Annotated in this window: 14 protein-coding genes; 4 read left to right on the forward strand and 10 right to left on the reverse strand. The window is 73.2% G+C overall.

Annotated elements, in window-relative coordinates; translation table 11 throughout:
- Nucleotides 1-21: 21 nt before the first annotated feature.
- Nucleotides 22-537: a hypothetical protein gene (locus NAEX_RS51560; RefSeq protein ID WP_170136453.1), complete on the reverse strand. Its 516-nt coding sequence runs from the start codon at nucleotides 535-537 to the stop codon at nucleotides 22-24.
- A 96-nt stretch (nucleotides 538-633) separates the two neighbouring features.
- Between NAEX_RS51560 and NAEX_RS51565 the strand changes: the two genes are divergently transcribed.
- On the forward strand, nucleotides 634-1,164 hold the full coding sequence (locus NAEX_RS51565; RefSeq protein WP_170136454.1) for a methyltransferase family protein: 531 nt from the start codon (nucleotides 634-636) through the stop codon (nucleotides 1,162-1,164).
- Between the two features lie 51 nt (nucleotides 1,165-1,215).
- Here the strand turns inward: NAEX_RS51565 and NAEX_RS41570 are convergent, their stop codons facing one another.
- The 3 genes from NAEX_RS41570 to NAEX_RS41580 all read right to left on the reverse strand — a co-directional run bounded on the left by NAEX_RS41570 (nucleotide 1,216) and on the right by NAEX_RS41580 (nucleotide 4,600).
- Nucleotides 1,216-2,721 (reverse strand): metallophosphoesterase, encoded by a 1,506-nt coding sequence (locus NAEX_RS41570; RefSeq protein ID WP_096333005.1) that lies wholly within the window; start codon nucleotides 2,719-2,721, stop codon nucleotides 1,216-1,218.
- Between the two features lie 268 nt (nucleotides 2,722-2,989).
- Nucleotides 2,990-3,742, reverse strand: coding sequence for a hypothetical protein (locus NAEX_RS41575; protein WP_096333006.1), 753 nt, complete (start codon nucleotides 3,740-3,742; stop codon nucleotides 2,990-2,992).
- 201 nt (nucleotides 3,743-3,943) lie between these two features.
- Entirely contained in the window at nucleotides 3,944-4,600 is a 657-nt protein-coding gene (locus tag NAEX_RS41580; RefSeq protein WP_096333007.1) for a hypothetical protein, read from the reverse strand.
- A gap of 648 nt (nucleotides 4,601-5,248) precedes the next feature.
- Between NAEX_RS41580 and NAEX_RS41585 the strand changes: the two genes are divergently transcribed.
- Both NAEX_RS41585 and NAEX_RS41590 read left to right on the forward strand, forming a co-directional pair.
- The gene (locus tag NAEX_RS41585; protein ID WP_096333008.1) at nucleotides 5,249-6,130 is read left to right on the forward strand and encodes a hypothetical protein; all 882 of its coding nucleotides are present in this window, start codon (nucleotides 5,249-5,251) and stop codon (nucleotides 6,128-6,130) included.
- A gap of 247 nt (nucleotides 6,131-6,377) precedes the next feature.
- Nucleotides 6,378-6,983 (forward strand): FMN-dependent NADH-azoreductase, encoded by a 606-nt coding sequence (locus NAEX_RS41590; protein ID WP_096333009.1) that lies wholly within the window; start codon nucleotides 6,378-6,380, stop codon nucleotides 6,981-6,983.
- Between the two features lie 290 nt (nucleotides 6,984-7,273).
- On the opposite strand, the gene NAEX_RS41595 is transcribed toward NAEX_RS41590, so the two are convergent.
- The 4 genes from NAEX_RS41595 to NAEX_RS52530 form a co-directional block, all read right to left on the reverse strand.
- Nucleotides 7,274-8,086 carry a DUF6209 family protein gene (locus NAEX_RS41595; protein ID WP_096333010.1) on the reverse strand — a complete coding sequence of 271 codons (813 nt, stop codon included), beginning with the start codon at nucleotides 8,084-8,086 and terminating at the stop codon, nucleotides 7,274-7,276.
- Nucleotides 8,087-8,566: 480 nt separating this feature from the next.
- Nucleotides 8,567-9,595: a hypothetical protein gene (locus NAEX_RS54135; RefSeq protein WP_143140667.1), complete on the reverse strand. Its 1,029-nt coding sequence runs from the start codon at nucleotides 9,593-9,595 to the stop codon at nucleotides 8,567-8,569.
- A gap of 41 nt (nucleotides 9,596-9,636) precedes the next feature.
- Nucleotides 9,637-11,280 carry an RNA polymerase sigma factor gene (locus NAEX_RS41605; protein ID WP_096333012.1) on the reverse strand — a complete coding sequence of 548 codons (1,644 nt, stop codon included), beginning with the start codon at nucleotides 11,278-11,280 and terminating at the stop codon, nucleotides 9,637-9,639.
- A 43-nt stretch (nucleotides 11,281-11,323) separates the two neighbouring features.
- The gene (locus tag NAEX_RS52530) at nucleotides 11,324-12,649 is read right to left on the reverse strand and encodes a hypothetical protein (protein ID WP_096333013.1); all 1,326 of its coding nucleotides are present in this window, start codon (nucleotides 12,647-12,649) and stop codon (nucleotides 11,324-11,326) included.
- A gap of 392 nt (nucleotides 12,650-13,041) precedes the next feature.
- Here NAEX_RS52530 and NAEX_RS41615 point away from each other — a divergent pair, with 392 nt between their 5' ends.
- Nucleotides 13,042-13,623, forward strand: coding sequence for a YdeI/OmpD-associated family protein (locus NAEX_RS41615; protein ID WP_245913914.1), 582 nt, complete (start codon nucleotides 13,042-13,044; stop codon nucleotides 13,621-13,623).
- Between the two features lie 358 nt (nucleotides 13,624-13,981).
- On the opposite strand, the gene NAEX_RS41620 is transcribed toward NAEX_RS41615, so the two are convergent.
- Nucleotides 13,982-14,881 (reverse strand): hypothetical protein, encoded by a 900-nt coding sequence (locus NAEX_RS41620; protein WP_143140666.1) that lies wholly within the window; start codon nucleotides 14,879-14,881, stop codon nucleotides 13,982-13,984.
- Between the two features lie 554 nt (nucleotides 14,882-15,435).
- The gene (locus tag NAEX_RS41625; protein WP_096333015.1) at nucleotides 15,436-16,434 is read right to left on the reverse strand and encodes a hypothetical protein; all 999 of its coding nucleotides are present in this window, start codon (nucleotides 16,432-16,434) and stop codon (nucleotides 15,436-15,438) included.
- Nucleotides 16,435-16,448 lie beyond the last annotated feature (14 nt).

The raw sequence follows: 16,448 nt of genomic DNA on the forward strand, positions 1-16,448 counted from the left end.
GCGACGGGCGGCCTCCTCGCGTCACCAGGGGAGCACGACGAGCAGGATGAGCAGTCGATACACGACCCACGTCACGCACAGCACGAGCGGGAGCGCGGCCTGCTTCACGAGCCGGGCGTGGACGGCGAACATCACCGCGACGACCGCGAAGAAGTAGGTCACGGCGACGAGCGGCCGGACCGGCGCGACGCGATTCCAGAGCAGCAGCGGCCACAGGAGCGCGGCGCCGAGGCTCGAGACGAACACGAGGATCACGGCGTAGTCGAGCCGGTCGCGCCAGGTGCGGCGCCACAGCACCGCCCACTGGAACACCACCTGCCCGGCCACCATGCCGAGCTCGAACCAGCGGTCGTAATGGATGGCGAGGTGGTCCCGAAGGATCGCCGCGAACGCGGTGAGCGTCTCGGCGACCACGAGCGCGGCGAGCGGCAGCGCGAGCGCGGTCTTCCAGCCGAAGGCGAGGGCACCCGCGCGCCGTGCAGATGGCCCCGCCGGGGTCGCGCGGCGTTCGGCGGGCGCTCGGGGGTCGACGGTCACGCGGGGATGGTACGCGACCGCGGGCCGCGCGGCATGCCCCGGTCGCGACGCCGCCGCGCCCGGTTCTTGTTACACTCTCGCCGGCCGAAGATGCAGGTGTTCACGCCCGCCGCCGAGCGCTCCGTCGCCGCCAACCTCGCCACGACGCTCGGCCAGACGCTCGTGTTCTGGTCCGTCTTCATTGTCGCGCTGCCGTGGGCGATCGGGCGGGTCGAGGGCGCGCTCGGGGTGCCGGCGTTCGCGTTCGCGGGGCAGCAGCTCGCCGCGCTCGCGTTCGGGGTCGTCGCCGCGGCGCTCAACCTCTGGTCGGGCGTCGCGCTGGCGGTCACCGGCCGCGGCACCCCGTTCCCGACCCAGACCGCGCGCGAGCTCGTCGTCTCCGGCCCGTACCGCTGGTTGCGCAACCCGATGGCCGTCGGCGGCCTCGGGGTCGGCTTCGCCGTCGGCCTGTACGTCGGCTCGTGGGGCACGCTCGCCTACGCCGTCGCGGGCGGGGTGATCTGGCACCTCGTCGCCCGTCCGATGGAGGAGGACGATCTCTCGCGGCGCTTCGGGGACAGCTATGATCATTACCGCGGCCACGTCCGCTGCTGGATCCCCCGGCTCACCCCCTACCGAGGCCGGTGAGCTCGCGTCGGGCGTGGCAGCCGTTCTGCCGCGACCCTCGGCAAGAACGAGTCATTCGACGGTGAAGGTCCGCGTCGGCGTCGTGACCTTGGCGCCGCACTCGCGGACGATCGCGTACCACTCGTAGGTCGCGCCGGGCTTCAGGTCGGTCACGGTGTGGACGAGCGTGGCGTCGTGGCCGGCGGTCTGGCCGACGACCTCGAACACGCCGGTGGCCGCCGAGAGGTCGACGGTCAGGGTGAACTGCTCCTTGTCGCCGGTCATGAACTTGTCGAGCGACGGCGAGTAGGTCTCGACCTTGAGCTGGTTCTTCTGCGGGGAGAACCGCCAGATCCGCATGTAGCCGCAGCCGCCGGCGCAGTCGTCGGCGGGGACGATGAGGTCCTGGTAGTCGGCGAGCATCGAGTGGATCCGGTGACCCATGTAATTGTCGGTGCGGCGCGCCCGGAACTCCTTGATGTGCCCGCTCGTCATCAACTGGACGTTGTCGACCTTCTTCATCACGTCGTAGATCTGCTTGCCCTCGGCCGAGAAGTCGCCGTTCGCCTTGACGATGTGGTGCGAGTTGACGATGCCGAGCGCGTGGGGGTGCTCCTCGAAGACGCCCCTGGCCCAGGCGAGGACGTCGGGGTCCTGGCCGAGGTCGCCGCGGTACTCGAGGCTCACCATGAGGATGTCGAGGTTGCCGGCGCGGACGAGGATCCAGTTGTTGTCGTTCTTCTTGCCGTAGTGCCCGCCGTAGTAGGCGCGGCCCTCGAAGCGGTCGACGCCGAAGTACTTGTTGAAGAGGGCGGTCGAGAACGGGATGTCGTCGTGGAAGCTGGCGCCGTTGTCGTGGTTGCCGACGGCGATCCCGTAGGGGATCCCGTCGGGGAACTTGGTCCCGGTCTTCTCGAGGGTGCTCATCGCCGTGTCGGCGCGCTGCCACTCGATCTCCTCGATGTTGCCGTGCTGGACGACGTCGCCGTTGTGCAGCACGGCGACGATGTTGTCGGTGTTGCGGTGGTCCCACACCCATTGGGTCTGCGCCGGGTATTGTGGGAAGTTGCCCGGGAACTGGGTGTAGTTCTGCGTGTCGGGCAGGATGACGATGGTGAAATCGTCGGCGTCGGTCAGCGTGTGCACCTCGCGGAGGTGGAACTTGGCGGTGGCGTCGGCGAGGATCGTGCCGCCGATCGTGACCACGAGATCGACCGACGGCCCGGGGACCGCGGCGCCGTCGGCGGGCGCGCTCGGCTCGGCCACGAAGTCGGCCGGCGGGGCGTCGCCGCAGCCGGGCAGGGTCGGCTCGCCGGTGGTGCCCGGCTCGCCGGTGGTGCCCGGCTCGCCGGTGGTGCCCGGTTCGCCGCCGGTGGTCGGGGGGGCGGTGGTGACGGGCGGGTCGGTGGTGCCGTCGTCGGGGTTCGCGGTGCTCGTCGGGGGGCCACCCTCGCCGCCGGTCGAGGTGCTGCCCGCGGTCGTCGACGCGGTGGCGGGGACGAGCGCCGGAGTGTTGTCGCCGCACGCGGCGACGAGGGCGACGAGCGCGATCCAGGGGAGCCGGGGACCTGCGGGCATCCGCGGATGATACGCCGGACAGCGCGCTGCGAGGAGTGAGATGGGGGTCGGCTCTCGACATCGACTCGAACACCGCGAACGCGGACATCATCACGCGAACCACGAAGGCGAATGCGTGCGTGCGTCCGACGCGGTCCGGGCGGAGCCGTCGGAGCGACACGTGATCGACGAGGCGCGCCGGTTCGTCGGTTCGCGGCGCGACGAAACAGCGCCTCGATGGATTCGGTGATGGTGCGGGGTCGACACGGCGGTCGGCGGGCCGCCGCGCTCATTCGAGCCAGTACAATTGCTTGTGCATCAATGCGGCGTAATGGGTCAGCGCGGCCTCGGCCTTGCGGACGCCGGTGAAGCTGGCCACCTGAGCGCGGTTGCCGTTGTCGTCCTGCCGCCACAGCGTCCGCTTCGGCAGCTCGAGGGCGGCGAAATCGTCGGCGAGCGCGGCGACGTCGTCGTGGTCGATGACGAGGGTCTCGAACAGGTCCTGCAGGATCTCCTGCGCGTCGCCGGTCGCCGAGGCGCGGACCAAAGTGGGGAGATTGTCGGTGTCGCGGCGCTCGAGCGGGCGCTGGAGGTCGAACGCCCTGCCGGTGCCGGGCGAGGCGAATTGCAAGAACTCGAACCAGCCGAGGCCGTCGAGGACGTGGCGCTCGGTCTCGAGGTCGAGTCGGGCGGCGAATTGGTGCAGCGGGGCCTTCAGGGCGGCGACCTCGCAGACCGGGCCGTCGAGGCTGCCGCGCGTCAATCGTCGCAGCGTCGCGGCAGCGTCGACGGGGCGAAAGATGGGGGGACTGGTGAGGTCGCCGGGCGGAAAGCGCGAGTCGGCGTTCCACAGGTCGTGGAGCGCCTCGGTGGCCAGACGATTGGCGGCGACGGGGCCCTCCTGCCCCTTACCCCAGGTGGCCTGGGCCCACTGCTGCAAGGTGGCAGGGGTCTCTCGCCCGGCGATGAAGCCGCGCAGACGATGGATCAATTCCTCGGTCAAGGCACGGACGCGAAGGTCCTGCGGATCGCCGATGGGCATGCGACGCGAGCGTACCACCGGGGCCACGAGCGCGTCCGGCTCCTCGCGATCGTCGGCGTGCCGTCGCGGCGCGCGTGGAGAGCCGATCGTCTGCGGACGGCGAGCGCCGGAGAGGTCGCTGGCTCCGACGAGGCAGGAGCTCGGTCGGGGCGACCGCGCCCGGACCTGCGGGGCGAGGATCGGGTGGCGGCGAGCGCCGCTTCAAAACAGGCAGATCAGCAGCGGGGCGTCCTCGCACATCATGGTGATGGCGTCGCAGATCTCCTTGGGCGGGTTGCCGCACAGCAGGAGGGCGCTGAGCTGGAGGTCGTCGCACAGCTCGAGCATCGGCTCGGCGGCGCACAGGCCGAGGCCGGACAGACAGTCGGCCTTGTCCTGGGCGGCCTTTTCGTAGCACTTGAGCTGGTCGGCGGTGTCGGGCGACTGGGCGAAGATCTCGCACGTGCAGCTCTGCGGCGGGACGGTGGCGGCGAGGCACTCGTCGACGCTGTCGTACATGCCGAGCGAGACCTGGCACTCGCACTGCGGGCGGTAGGAGTCGACGAAGGCGTCGTACCACTTGGCGCAGGCCATGCCGCTGCCCTCGCCGCCGCCGCCGGTGCCCTCGTTGGCGTCGGTGGTGCCGGTGGCGGCGTCGGTGGTGCCGCTCGCGCTGTCGGTGCCGCCCATGCTGCCGCCGGTGGGGAGGTCGGTGGTCGCGGGCGGGGTGTCGGTGGTGCCGGTGGTGGTGCCCGTGGTGGGCGCGCCGGTGGTGCCGGTGGTGCTGCCGTCGCTGGTGCTCTCGGTGGTCGGGGCGCCGGACTCGCCGCACGCGAGCACGGCCGCGAATCCGAACATGTACAGGCGCGATCGGGTCATGCGGCCTCCTGGGTTCCACGGTAGTCGATGTCGCGCCGCGGCTCATCGTCCGCGAGCGGGGACGCTGCTTGCGGGGCGGGAGGTGGGGCGAAGTCGCCCCCGCGTCGCGGGCGACGGTGGGGCCGAGCGACACGAACGCTAACCGGCGAACGGCGGGCGGCCGGCCAACGGAGCGAAGAGGGGAGTCGCGGCGGAATTGCAGGAAGGCGCGGGGGCTCATGCGGGGCTGTGGGTGACGGTGCTTCGCCGAAGGCCGGGCGGCCGTTGGTGTGGACAAAGACAGGTGGTCGCCGGTTGGCACGATTTGCCGGAGCGAGATGCAATCCTCGCGGCGGCGGCAGCGCGCGTGGCGAGGAATTGACGAGGTCGATCGCGGGTCTGCGGCTTGCGGCGTCGATGACACTCGTGCCGACGCTCATTGCAATTGAAGTACGCCGCTCGCGCTCACCGTCGTGAATGTTCGACGCGCGCCATGGCGAGCCCGGGAGCGGCGAGCGACGGCGCGCGCCCGAGGTTCGAGATGTCCTTCGAGACACGTCGTGAGAATGCGGCGGCGCGGCCACGTCGTTCGAACGGCGATTCGTGGCCGCACTCGGCGCGGCCGAAGGGCTTGACGGAGGCGGCATCGATCCGGCATGCAAAAGACGCGTGAAGTGCGTCGCTCCGTGGTCGCGCGTCGTTCTGTCGGGTCTCGGCTGGGTCTGCGCGCCGCTGCTGGCGGCGTGCGGCGGGGAGGAGGATCCAAGGCCGCTGCCGATCGGGCCGGTGCAGCAGGTGTCGTACGAGGTCATCCCGACGCCGCTGTACGAGCTGGGGATGCTCGACCTGACGCTCGAGAACGCGAGCTACGAGCAGCGCGAGGCGTTCACGATCGCGGTCCGCGACGCGATGCTGCCCGACGTCGTCGCGCTGGTCGGGCTGGCGGACGCGATGCTGGACACCGAGCTGACGCCGGGCGGGTTCCAGCGGGTGACGAACCCGTCGCTGCAGACGCGGCTGATGGCGAGCGGGGCCGAGGTCGAGTCGCTGGCGGCGGCGCTCGGCTACGTGTTCAGCCAGTGGAGCGTGCTGGTGGCCGACTTCGCGGCGGAGGACGGCGGGACGGGCTACGCGGTGGTGTCGTTCGACGTGGCGGAGGTCGACCCGGAGCTCGGCCAGGCGTTCTTCGACCACGCGGCCGACGTCGACGCGGGCCTCGGCGGCGGCTACTTCGCGTTCGACTCGGAGGTCATCTACCTCAACCTGCGCGGGTCCGACGGCGAGCCGTACAGCGGACTCGACGACGACTCGTTCGTCGCCGCCCTCGAGGAGGCGGCGGACAGCTTCGCGCCCTACAAGGCGGCGCTGGCCCAGGCCGGCGAGGCGGCGGTGATCCTCGTCGAGAACGACTGGAAGACGGCCCCCGCCGGCGAAGAGTTTCTGGAGGTGCTGGACCCGCTCGGCGAGGCGGCGCTGGGCGACCTGGCTGCCCTGCAGGAAGAGCACGTGGCGCGCTTCAAGGCGGCGGTCGAGCAGTACGGCTGGGAGTGAGGCTCGGGCGCTCGGTCGCGCACCAGCCCGACGGGCGGGGTCGGCGACGCGGCCGCCTCGCGCTCGGCCGCGAACGCGTGCGCCTCGGGCACCGCGCGCCCGTCGACCGTCGACGGCTCGTGGTCGATAATGTCCGTTCGCTCACCGAGCGCTTGCCCGCAGCGGTTCCGCGCGACGCGCGATCGAGTCCCCTGTTTCTTCTCCGGGCCGGTCACGTCGTGACCGGCTGGCGGGTCTTCGAGAGACGATGACGACCTTGCTCAGGATCGACGCCAGCGCCCGCTTCGAGGGCTCGAGCTCGCGGCGGCTCGCCGATCACTTCGAAGCGCGCTGGAGGGCGACCCATCCGGGGGCGCAGGTGATCGTCCGCGACCTGGCGCGCACGCCGGTGCCGCACGTCGACGGACCGACGATCGCGGCGTTCTACGGCGCGCCGGTGGGCCCGGATCGGCCGGCCGGCGTGGCGCTTTCGGACGCGCTGATCGCCGAGCTCCGCGCGGCCGATCACCTGCTCGTCAGCAGCCCGCTCTACAATCAATCGCTGCCGTCGACGCTCAAGGCGTGGATCGATCACGTGGTCCGCGAGGGACACACGTTCGTGACCCGCGACCGCCGGCCGGTGGGGCTGCTCGACGGCACGTCGGCGTCGATCGTGATCGCGCGCGGCGGGGTGACTTCGGCGCGGGTCGACGACTTCGAGACGCCCTATCTGCGGGCGATCCTCGGCTTCGTCGGCATCACCCGGGTCGAGGTGATCACGGTCGAGGGAACGGCGCACGACGAGGCCACGCGGTCGCAGCGCTTCGCCGCGGCGCAGGCGCAGGTGGATCGGCTGTTCGGCGGACGCGCGTGAGAAAGGGTGGGCGATCTCAAGGGCATGCCCGGAAGGGCATGTCTTACGGACCATGCCCGTTCGAACATGCTGGGAGAGACATCTGCGCCGAGGCCGGGATCGCTCGACCATGAGGGCGTGTCTCAGCGAGCAAGCCGTGGCGAACACGCTTGAGGAACATCGGCGGCGGCGAGGCCGGACGGCCGAGCTGCGACGGGGCGCGCCGGCGCCGCTGCGGCCTCGCGGTCGGAGCTCGCGGTGCGGCCGCTGGCGGCAGGAACGGACAGCGCCCGCGACGGCCCCGCCGCGGCTCACTCGAGGTCGAAGTGGTAGTTGGCGCCGAACTGCGAGTCCCAGGCCTTGCAGCCGTAGTAGTCCTGGTTCTCGAACCACAGCTCGACCTCGCCGGCGCCCGCGGGCACGTCGATCACGGCCGGCCAGGGGACCTGGATGTTGCCCTGGGGGGCGGTGACGAGGGCGTACTTGGCCGGGCCGCCGTCGAAGCGGTAGTGGACGCGGATGTTCCAGGCGTCGTGGCCGTACTTGGTGGCGCGGCAGTCGGGCAGGCGCGCCGGGTCGAAGGCGATCACCAGCGGGGCGCCGGCGCGCGGGGTGCCGAGCACCTCGGTGACCCAGTCTGCCTTGAAGGACAGGCTGGCACCGACGCCGAAGTGCCAGTTGGCGCCGTAGTTCGAGTCGTAGGCGGAGCAGCCCCACACGCTCGTGTTGTGGAACCACATCGTCAGATCGCCGGAGTCCTCGAGGGTGAAGATCGGCGGCTCGGTGCCCTGCGACGGCGAGTAGCCGCCGGCCTCGAAGCTGCCGACGTCGCCGCCGTCGAGCTGGTGATAGCCGGTGATCGACCACGCAGGCTTGCCGTTCTGATCGCCGCGGCAGTCGGTCAGGCGGTCGACGTCGTAGCCGACCTGGACGGTGTTGCCTGCGACCAGCGGGCCGCCGCTGTTGACGATCGTCCAGTCGTCGCGGAACTCGAGCAGGGCCGGCTGGATGTGGTCGGGCAGCTCGCTGCCCTCGCGCACCTCGACGACCGGGGCGTCTTCCTCCTCGGGGCTGCAAGCAAAGGTCGCGACGAGGCAGGAGAGGACGAGCGAGCGTGGATGCATGGCGGCGTTTTTTAAAAGAAAGCCGCCGGGCCGGCCAGCGCGCAGGGGCGTGCGCGTCGGGGTCGCCCCTGGGGCCGCAGCGAGCTCGTCCGTTCGCTGCAGTCACGATAGGGAGGTCCCGCGCGGCGCCGGCGACTCAGGGGCGCGGCGGCGATGGGGCGAGGGTCGCGGGCTCGACGCGACGACGCGGACGGAGCGCGGCGAACCTCGCCGCCGGTCCGGGCCGCGGATCGCTCGTCGACGCCGCGGCGTGGAGGGGGCGAGCTCGCCCCGTAGATGCAGCGAATCGCTCGTCGGCGCTCGCGGCCGCCCGAGCCGCAGCCGCGGAGCGGGCCCGCGCTCGGCGAGGCGGGCCGCTGCCGGCTTCGGCCGCGATCCGAGCGGTGCCGGATGCCACGACCTGTCCAAGAGGACAGGCCGGGCCCGGGCGCGCGCCGGACCCGGTCGCGGCGAGGACCGGCGCATGTCCTTGCGGACAGATCACGGGGGGAACACGGCGACGCAGCGGTTGTTCTCGCACGCGAGGTCGGAGCCGCAGGCGGCGGCGCCGTCGCAGCAGCTCGAGGTCTCGAGCTGGGCGTGGAGGGCGTTCCAGGCGTCGATGTTGTCCTTGTGCACGCCGACGCTGCCGCAGGTGTCGCCAGCGTAGCAGATGGCGTCGGCGAGGACGCAGTCGCTCACGTCGTTGCACGGCTTGTCGATCGCGAGCAGGTGGTCGCCCTCGGCCTGAAGATCGATGCACTGGCCGACGCAGGCGCAGACCGGCGGGGCGTCGGGGTCGTCGCAGTCGCCCCAGCCGTGCGGCGGGACGACCCAGTCGGTGCCGAACTGGGTCGCGCGGCCGGTGGCCTTGTCGTAGAAGGTGCCGGGCGCGTCGGGGCCGCCCCAGGAGTCGCCCGGGAACCACAGGCAGGCGGGGACGATCTCGTCGAGGATGCACTGTTGGCCCTCGTCGAGGCGGTAGAGCGGGACGCCGGCGGCGAACTCGCTGCAGCCGGCGGCCAGGCAGGCCGCCTCGTCGGTGATCGCCGGGCACTCGACCGGCGGGCCCTCGTCGGCGGGGATGCAATGCTTGGTGGTGCAGGCGTCGGACAATTCGCAGACGCACTCGCCGGTCTGAGGATCGTCGCCGCAGGCGACGACGCCGACGGGGCACTCGCTGGGCTGCTCGACGCTGTAGCAGATCTCGTCGGCGGCGCAGGGCGAATCGGTGCAGGTCGGGCGCAGGCAGCCGTCGGCGTCGAAGGGGCTGGCGAGGGCGCCGCAGTCCCATTGCTCGCAGTCGACGGGCTGGCTGCAGGTGAAGGCCGGGTTGCCGCACGCGCCGGGCGGGTCGCCGTCGGTGCTCGGCATGGCGGTGTCGGTGCCGGGGCTCGAGGTGTCGGTGCCGCTCGAGGTGTCGCCCTCGAGGGGGGCTTCGCCGAGGACCTTGGGGTAGGTGCAGGCCGGCGCGAGCGCGGCCGAAAGCATGAAGAGGGTGGAGAGATAGGTGAAGCGGGGCATAAGCATCGTCCTCTGATCTCTGTCGTCTCCACCCCGCCCGGTTCCTATCAGTCCGGGCACGAAAAATTCTTGAAGCGCTGGGCCACCGCCGACCGCGGGTGCGCGACCACCAGCGCCGCGGCCCGCGCGGTCGCCCCGGCGCGGTCGCCCTGGCGGCACAAGAGCTCGATCTCGGTGGCGCCGCGCAGGTCGGCGAACTGGCCGGCGGGGAAGCGCCGCGCGTGCTCGGCGAGGTGCTCGCGGGCGGCCGCGACGGCCCCGCGCGCGAGCTCGGCGCGCGCTCGATCGAGGACGGCGATCTCGGCGGCGAGCTCGTCGGCGTCGCCGCTGCGCGGGGTGGTGTGAGCGAGGGTCGCGAGCGGGTCGTGAGAGGTTCCGCGGGCGTCGTCGGCCGGGGCCGATGATTCGCGGTCGCGGGCCGCCGGAGACGATGGGCCGGCGGGAGGCGGCGAATACGAGGATTCGCGGGAGGCGGGCGATTCGCGGGCGGGGTGCGGCGAAGGCGAGGATCCGGCGGAGGCCGGAGGCAGTGATGATTCGTGCGAGGGGGCGGGACCGGCGGGGCGGCCGGAGTCGTGGGATTCGCCAGAGACCGGAGGCAGTGATGATTCGTGCGAGGGGGCGAGACCGGCGGGGCGGCCGGAGTCGTGGGATTCGCCGGTGAATGGGCGGCCGGCCGAGGGGTCTCTCGGTGAGAGCGAGGGGCCTACGCCGGCGGTGAGAGCGGTGGATTCGCCAGGGGCGGCGCGGCCTGCTCGCGATTCGGACGCCGAGAGCGAGGGACCTGCGCCGGCGGCATCGCCGGGGCCTTCGCGGCCTGCCTGGGCAGCGAACGCCGAGAGCGGGGGATCGGGCGGGGTCGCGAGGAGGTCGGGGTCGGTGCGCGGATCGGCGGAGCCGGTGGGGTGATCGAGCGGGCGGGAGGATGATTCGGCGGCTCGTCCGGCGGTGACGGAGGCGGCGCCCTCGACCTGTCCTTTCGGCCAGGCGATGGCGACGGCCCCGGCGGCGGCGACGAGGGTGGTCATCACGGCGGCGCGAGTGGTGGCGAGGACAGCGAGCCCGAGGCCGGTGCGGGTGGTCCACAGGCCGGGGAGCATGGCGGCCCAGGTGCGCTGGACGGCGGCCGGCGGCGGGGCCTCGCGGGCGCGGGCGGCCGAGAGCTCGCGCTCGAGGCCGGGGCCGCCGAGCTCGCGCAGCAGCTGTTCGCGGGCCAGACGGACCCGCGAGTAGACGGTGGCGACCGGGATCCCGAGCTCGCCGGCGATCTCGGGGCCGCTCATGCCGTAGAGCTCGGCCATCTCGAAGGCGGCGCGGGTCGGACCGCCGAGGCGGGCGAGCAGGCGCTCGAGCTGCTCGGCGGCAGCGAGGCGATCCTGCGGGGGGTCGGCGGGGCCGATCGGGACGGCGGCGACGGCGGCGAGGCGGCGGCTCAGACGAGCGGCGGTGCGGCGATACCGGGAGGCGATCCGGCGGGTCACGCCGTGCAGCCAGGCCCGCGCCGAGACCTCGAACCGGACCTCGTCGAGGCGGCGGAAGGCGGTCATGAACACGTCCTGGACGGCGTCCTCGAGGAGGGTCGGCGGGACGCCGAGGCGCCGCGCGGTCGCCCACACGAAGGCGAACTCGGCGAGGTAGAGCTCGCGGAAGGCGCGGATCCGCGAGTCGTCGGGCTGGGGTTCGGAGCGCATGGCGGCTCTGAAAAGAGGTCGTCTCCGGCAGTCCGAGGATCTATCACCGCGGATCGCCGAACTTCACCTCGACCCCGAGAGCGAGCCGCGCAGAGCCGGTGCCGGGGTCGTAGAGGATCCGGAGCTCGCCGTCGGGGCCGGGTTCGCGCACGGCGAGGGTGCCCCGCTGGACGGCGGCGAGGCCCTGCAGGAAGGCCCACAGGGCCACGCGCGGGTGGACGCGCACGGCCGCGCCGACGCCCCCGGTCAGGGCGAGCCAGCGGCCGAGGGCGGCGCGGCCGGTGTCGGCGACGGCCGGAATCCCGCCGGCCTCGGCACCGAGGCAGATCGGGACCTCGAGGCGGCCGCGGCCGAGGCGGGCGCAGCCGTGGACGGCGACGGTGAAGAGGGAGACGCGAGCGCGCAGCTCCGGGCGGTCGAGGAGGCGCGGCGCGAGGTAGCCGGCGTGCACCTCGAGGCGGAACCACCGCCACAGGAGGCCGCCCGCGAGGCCGACGCCGCCGGTCGGGCCCGGGAGCGCGCCGACCTCGCCGAGGCCGTGCAGGCGCAGGAAGCCGCCGGGGCGCCAGCGCGCGCGCGCGTCGGGGGGCGAGCGGTCGACGGGGGCGTCGAGGGGCGATTCCGGCGCGGCGGCGGGCTCGGGGCGGGCGCGACGGGGACGGACCCGGGCGCGGCGGCTCGATCGTCGGGGGCCCGGCGGACGGGGACGGGCTCGGGGACCGTCGCCGGGGCGCCCGGGGCTGGCGGGACGGGGCGGCGGGCGTCGCCGGGCCGTTGGAAGCGGGCGGGACGGCGGTGGGGGGCGTCGCCGGGCTCCGGGAAGCGGGCGGGACGGGGGCGGCGGGGGCGTTGGCGCGCTGCCGGGGGCGGACGGGACGGTTCCGGCGGGCGTCGCCGGGCCGTCAGAGGGTGGCGCGACGGTCTCGGGGGGCGTCGCTGGGCTGCCGGGTGGCGAGACGACCCCAGGAGCGAGGGGCGGGTCGGGCTCGAGCGGCGGGTCCGCCGGCCCAGGGAGGTCGGCTCCGAGCGGGGGCGCGCCCGGGTTGCCGTCGACAGCGAGGGCGACGACCAGCGCGACGCCGTCGACGAGGGCCTCGCAGGTCCTGGCGTGGAGGACCCGCCGCTCGCGGCGGCCTGCGACCTCGAGCTCGAGCTGAAGACGATAGCGGTGCGGGCCCTGGGCGCGAGCGCGAGCGACCACCCGCGCCTGCCCGGGCTCGAGCGGCTTGCCGCGCCGCCGGGCGATGCCGGCGAGGAGCGCGGCGCGATCGGGGCAGCCGGCCGGGGCGCGCCACTGGATGGCGTCGGCGGCCTGCTGCTCGGGGGCCTGGAGCGCGAGCACGAACGAGAGCAGGTGCGCCGCGCTCATGCGCGCCTCGATCCGCAGGCGCGGTCGTCCGTGCCGGTGCTGGCCACTGTCGGCAAGGTGTGCGGCAACGGCAGCCCGGCGTCAAGGGCGGGCGAGGAGGACCTGGCCCGAACGACAGGTGGCGCGGACGCCCGCCCAAAATGGCGAGGTGGGGCGGCCACGGCGAGCCCCCGCTCGGCGGGGCGCGTCACCTCTGCTTCGACGGACATGTGCCGAAGGCCGGGGCGCCGCGTCTCTGCTTTGACGGACATGTCCTGAAGGCCAGGTGATGTCGACGGGGCTTCGGCGGACATGCGCTGAGAGCCGGGTCAGCGCCGGCCTGCGCGCCGGGCGGGCCCGGCGTGTCGGGTTTTTACAAGCGCGAGCGCCCCCGGCGGTGCTCTGCTCGGGTCGTGCCGACCGCGCCCGCGTTGCCCATCATGCTGTTCGTCGACGCCGAGGCGTTCTCGCGCTGGCTGGCGACGCACCACCGCAGCTCGCCGGGGCTATGGTTGCAGCTGGCCAAGAAGGGCAAGCGCCTGCGCTCGCTGAGCTACTCGGAGGCGGTCGACGTGGCGCTGACGTGGGGCTGGATCGACAGCCAGAAGAAGGCCCACGACGCCGACAGCTGGTTGCAGCGATTCACGCCGCGCGGACCGCGGAGCCTGTGGTCGCAGATCAACCGCGAGCGCGTGGAGGCGCTGATCGAGCGCGGGGCGATGCAGCCCGCCGGGCTGGCGGAGGTCGAGCGCGCTCGCGCCGACGGCCGCTGGGACGCCGCGTACGCGCCGGCGAGCCGCATCGAGGTGCCCGAGGCGTTCGCGGCGGCGCTGGCCCGCAACCCCGCCGCGCAGGCGGCGTTCGCCGGGCTCGACGGGGCCAACCGCTACGCGATGCTGTGGCGCCTGCAGACGGCGAAGAAGCCGGAGACGCGGGAGCGACGGATCGCCCAATTCGTCGAGATGCTGGCCCGCGGCGGGAAGCTCCACGAGTGAGCCGAGATGGTCTCTCGGGCATGTCCTCGCAAACATGTCGGCTGGAGCATGTCCTCATGAGCCTGTCCAGGCGGACAGGGAGCTTCGCGCCCGCGAGGTCGGGGACGCAGGCGGCATTCGTCGCTTCGGCGCCGGAATGTCGGCACCCGTGGCAGGTCCGTCTCCACCAGCCCGGCCCGCACCGTCGCCTCGACGACGGCGAGACCGAGGTCCGGGTCGACGAAGCGGTCCTGGACGCGCGCGCTCTTCCTGGCCGTGACGGCCAGCGTATCGGCTGGCGCGCGCGGTTCGCAGCGGTCGTGAACGCCCAGGTCCCGCGACAGGGGCGGACGAACATGTCCTGGAGGACAGGTATCGTTCAGCCGAACACCACGCCGACCATCAGGCCGAAGCACCAGCGCGGGATCTCCCGCCGGACCACCCCCCGCGTGCCGCGGATCGAGACCGCCGGGAGGGTGAGGTCGATGCCGGTGCGCAGGCCGAGGAACAGGCGGCGGCCGCGGTACTGCAGGAGGCCGCCGATCTCGGTCGAGGACAGCCAGGTGGCGTCGGTGGCCTTCTCGGCGGCGTGGATGTAGAGGGCGTGGGCGAGGAGGTGGGCGCCGAGCCAGAGGCGGTCGCCGGGGCCGAGCGGGGCGCCGAAGGCCGCGCCGGCGCCGAAGCGACCGTGGAGCACGGAGATCCCGTGGCGCGCGCCGCCGCTGAAATTGAGGCTGAGGATCGGCTGGACGTGGTCGCGGGCGAGCCACAGGCCGCCCATGAGGTCGACGCCGGCCTCGAAGCGCAGGCCGCTGCCGAGCTCGATCCGCGGGCCGAGGCCGAGCCAGCCGCGCAGCGCGGGCCGCAGCGGCTTGGCGGGCGCCGGCTCGCCTGGGCCGGGCTGCCGCGGTGGCTGCTCCTGACCGGCGGACGAGCCGGAGGCCGGCGGGGAGGTCGAACCGTCAAGCGGAGACGCCTGGTGCTGCGGGTAGACCTCGATCAGCAGGGCGACGCTGGCGGCCAGCTCGCGGGTGCGATCTTCGACGGTCTTGCCCGCGAACTGCACCGCCTGGCCGAAGCGCTGGCCGTCGCGGAGGGCGATCGAGACGTGGACCTGCCCGGCCTGACCGGTCGGAGTGACGGTGATCTTCCAGTCGTCGAGCGTCGGGCCGATCCGCGCGCGCAGGCCGGCCTCGAGCCGCCCGGCGTCGACGAGGTCGGTGCCGACTTCGATCGGCGCGGCCGCGAGGACGGCCAGGATCGCGAGCGCGAGGAGCACCGGCTGCAGGAGTGCCAAAAAATGCGGCGGCTGACCAGCGCGCGCAGGGCGATCCGGAGCGACGCGGGCCGGGCGCGGACGGGCCCGGAACAGCGTGGCCTGGCCGGACAGGCAGGGAGCCGGGGTTCCGCCGAGGCGCGCGAGGCCGGGGCGCAGGGCCGCGAGCCCGGTGATCGTCGCTCGCCGACGCTCCTGACCCGGGGTCCGGGTCGCGGGAAAGCAGGCGCAGGGCGGGCGAAACCGGTGTGGCCGAAAGGACAGGATGCCGGGCGCCGGTCGGTCGCGGCGCGGGGGGCTCGAGGGCGCCGTCGACCAGGTGGGTGACGGCGACGAGGACGAGCGCAGCGGGCGGTGCGCGGACCGAAGGGCCATGCGGCTGCGGTCGCGCCGGTCGGGGCGATGGTCTGCTGTCTCGAGGGACAGGCGGCCGCGATCGCGTCGGGGCCGCGGCGACGGGCTTCTGTCCCGAGAGACAGGTGGGCCCGTCGCCGGCGAAGACGGCGAGGCACCTGGCCGATCGGCCAGGTGCCTCGGGGCTCAGCCGCGCGGGCGGCTCACTTGCACACGCCGGGCTGGCCGGGGGTGCAGATGCCGAGGCTGTTGCAGGTCTTGTAGATCAAGTCCTCGGCGCAGTCGGGGTCGGCGGGGTCGCAGATCGTGCAGTCGTCGCCGCAGGCCTTGTCCTCGCAGTCGTTGTAGGCCGGCTGGCAGATGCCCGGGAGCTGGTAGACGCACTGCAGCGACTCGTCGCAGACCTTGACCGCCGCGTCCTCGATGCAGTCGGGGTCGGCGGGATCGCAGAAGGAGCACTGATCGCAGGTCGACTTGCCGCCGCACGGGTCGTAGCCGGGGGACTCGCACAGCTCGTCGCTCACGGGGACGCACTGGCCCTGGCCGTCGCAGGCCTTGATCACGGCGTCCTCGGCGCAATTGGGGTCGTCGGGGTCGCACTGCGTGCAGGGCTCGCCGCACGGCTTGTCCTCGCACGGGGCCCACCCGGACTCCTCGCACACCTGGGGGATGCCGACGACGCACTGCAGCGACTCGTCGCAGACCTTGAGCACGAGCGTCTCGGCGCAGTCGGGGTCGGCGGGATCGCAGATCGTGCACGGGTCGCACACGGCCTTGCCCGCGCACGGGTCGTAGCCGGAGGGCTCGCACAGGTCGGGGGTCTCGGGGACGCACTGGCCCTTGCCGTCGCAGGCCTTGATGACGTCGGTCTCGACGCAGTCCTCGTCGTCCGGGGCGCACACGCTGCAGCTCGTACCGCAGGGCTGGTCCGCGCACGGATTCCAGCCGGGACCCTCTTCGCACACGCCGGGGTTGCCGGCCACGCAGGCGCCCTGGGCGTCGCAGGCCTTGATCACCGCGGTCTCGACGCAGTCCTTGTCGTCGGGGTCGCACACGGTGCAGGCGTCGCCGCACTTCTTGCCCGCGCAGGGCTCGTAGGGGCCGAGCTCGCCGATCGGCTTGTCGATGTCGCAGGCGCCGATCAGCGCGCCGGCGGCGAGGGCGAGGGCGTACAGCGGGGTGTGGTTTAGGTGAAGTCGCATGGGGTAGGTCCTCT

The organism is Nannocystis exedens, assembly GCF_002343915.1.
Lineage (GTDB): Bacteria > Myxococcota_A > Polyangia > Nannocystales > Nannocystaceae > Nannocystis > Nannocystis exedens.

What these genes read in the sequence shown, in the direction of transcription:
- NAEX_RS41570 (WP_096333005.1), bottom strand. Translation starts at nt 2,721, where the DNA reads ATGCCCGCAGGTCCCCGGCTCCCCTGGATCGCGCTCGTCGCCCTCGTC.
- NAEX_RS41575 (WP_096333006.1), bottom strand. Translation starts at nt 3,742, where the DNA reads ATGCCCATCGGCGATCCGCAGGACCTTCGCGTCCGTGCCTTGACCGAG.
- NAEX_RS41580 (WP_096333007.1), bottom strand. Translation starts at nt 4,600, where the DNA reads ATGACCCGATCGCGCCTGTACATGTTCGGATTCGCGGCCGTGCTCGCG.
- NAEX_RS41590 (WP_096333009.1), top strand. Translation starts at nt 6,378, where the DNA reads ATGACGACCTTGCTCAGGATCGACGCCAGCGCCCGCTTCGAGGGCTCG.
- NAEX_RS41595 (WP_096333010.1), bottom strand. Translation starts at nt 8,086, where the DNA reads ATGCATCCACGCTCGCTCGTCCTCTCCTGCCTCGTCGCGACCTTTGCT.
- NAEX_RS54135 (WP_143140667.1), bottom strand. Translation starts at nt 9,595, where the DNA reads ATGCTTATGCCCCGCTTCACCTATCTCTCCACCCTCTTCATGCTTTCG.
- NAEX_RS41605 (WP_096333012.1), bottom strand. Translation starts at nt 11,280, where the DNA reads ATGCGCTCCGAACCCCAGCCCGACGACTCGCGGATCCGCGCCTTCCGC.
- NAEX_RS52530 (WP_096333013.1), bottom strand. Translation starts at nt 12,649, where the DNA reads ATGAGCGCGGCGCACCTGCTCTCGTTCGTGCTCGCGCTCCAGGCCCCC.
- NAEX_RS41625 (WP_096333015.1), bottom strand. Translation starts at nt 16,434, where the DNA reads ATGCGACTTCACCTAAACCACACCCCGCTGTACGCCCTCGCCCTCGCC.